This is a genomic window from Grimontia celer (assembly GCF_900055185.1).
GTDB classification, from domain to species: Bacteria; Pseudomonadota; Gammaproteobacteria; order Enterobacterales; family Vibrionaceae; genus Enterovibrio; species Enterovibrio celer.
In genome coordinates this window covers 1-1761 of record NZ_FIZX01000018.1, presented here as the reverse complement: position 1 = coordinate 1761, position 1761 = coordinate 1, and the positions used below count along the sequence as shown (strand labels likewise).

The 1761-nt window shown below is 47.0% G+C and carries 3 tRNA genes and 2 rRNA genes; all 5 read right to left on the bottom strand.

The annotated features are described in order from the left end of the window. Nucleotides 1–771, bottom strand: a 23S ribosomal RNA gene (locus GCE9029_RS25170); the annotation flags it as partial. 488 nt (nucleotides 772–1259) lie between these two features. After that, a tRNA-Val gene (locus GCE9029_RS25165) sits at nucleotides 1260–1335 on the bottom strand. Between the two features lie 68 nt (nucleotides 1336–1403). Further along, nucleotides 1404–1479 (bottom strand) — tRNA-Lys (locus GCE9029_RS25160). A 2-nt stretch (nucleotides 1480–1481) separates the two neighbouring features. Further along, nucleotides 1482–1557: transfer RNA gene (locus tag GCE9029_RS25155), tRNA-Glu, on the bottom strand. A gap of 87 nt (nucleotides 1558–1644) precedes the next feature. Beyond that, nucleotides 1645–1761: ribosomal RNA gene (locus GCE9029_RS25150) — 16S ribosomal RNA — on the bottom strand; the annotation flags it as partial.

Sequence of the window (1761 nt, the reverse complement as noted above, 5' to 3'; positions counted from 1 at the left end):
TCACCCCTAGCCACAAGTCATCCGCTAATTTTTCAACATTAGTCGGTTCGGTCCTCCAATTGATGTTACTCAATCTTCAACCTGCCCATGGCTAGATCACTCGGTTTCGGGTCTACGTCATGCAACTTATTCGCCCAGTTAAGACTCGGTTTCCCTACGGCTCCCCTATACGGTTAACCTTGCTACATAACGTAAGTCGCTGACCCATTATACAAAAGGTACGCAGTCACCTAACAAGTAGGCTCCCACTGCTTGTACGTACACGGTTTCAGGTTCTATTTCACTCCCCTCACAGGGGTTCTTTTCGCCTTTCCCTCACGGTACTGGTTCACTATCGGTCAGTCAGGAGTATTTAGCCTTGGAGGATGGTCCCCCCATCTTCAGACAAGATAACACGTGTCCCGTCCTACTCGTTTTCACGTTAAATAAGCCGTCGTGTACGGGGCTATCACCCTGTATCGCGCCACTTTCCAGAGGCTTCCACTAACTCATAAAACGCTTAAGGGCTAATCCGGGGTCGCTCGCCGCTACTGCCGGAATCTCAATTGATTTCTTTTCCTTCGGGTACTTAGATGTTTCAGTTCCCCGAGTTCGCCTCCACACACCTATGTATTCAGTGTGGGATACTGGCTTATGCCAGTGGGTTTCCCCATTCGGACATCCCAGATTCAAATGGCTGTTACTGCCTTATCTGGGCTTATCGCAAGTTACTACGTCCTTCATCGCCTCTGACTGCCAAGGCATCCACCGTGTACGCTTAGTCACTTAACCATACAACCCCAAGAGGTCTTGTATGTTCAAACAACCAAGGTGTTCTAATAAGAACATGTTCACCCTTTTTGCCTCTGCTTTTTCTTAAAAAGCGGAAACATAAAGCGATGAACGATTTCGCCGGACTCAAATATTGTTCATCACTCGAAAGTGATGAAACCAAGAACACTTGAATGTGTTTGGTGTTAACTCCGTAGAGTCAACATTTGAGAACTTTTACAAACAAACTGAATCAGTTTGTTTAGTCAGCTTTCCAGATTTTTAAAGAGCATTTCTCGTAAAGAGAATGTGGTACAAAAACCACTTTCTAATGACTTTCTTCCCGAATTGGGGCGGCAAAAATTCGCACCCTGTAAATGTCATTTAAAGGGCCTGCGAGTCCGTTGCAGAAAATGATTAGAGAGTGTGCTTTTTTCTTATTCGAGGCATGACTTGAGGAAGTTTAGGAACCTAAACGACGAAAGTCATAACAAAGAAGAAGGAAAAAGTGGTGGGCGATACCGGGCTCGAACCAGTGACCCCCTCCTTGTAAGGGAGGTGCTCTCCCAACTGAGCTAATCGCCCACATATATTTGCTTTCACCTTTGAAAAGGCAAAACCCAAACTGAGTTTTACATCCTCTGTGGAGAAGATGGTGGGTCGTGCAGGATTCGAACCTGCGACCAATTGATTAAAAGTCAACTGCTCTACCAACTGAGCTAACGACCCAGTGGCGTCCCATAGGGGAGTCGAACCCCTGTTACCGCCGTGAAAGGGCGGTGTCCTAGGCCTCTAGACGAATGGGACACACAATGCCGAGGTTTGGGAACCTCGACCACTCTTTACTTTTTCAACCTATACAATCTGTGTGGACACTAGCATTAATAGTATCGTTAAGGAGGTGATCCAGCCCCAGGTTCCCCTAGGGCTACCTTGTTACGACTTCACCCCAGTCATGAACCACACCGTGGTAAACGCCCTCCCGAAGGTTAAGCTATCTACTTCTGGTGC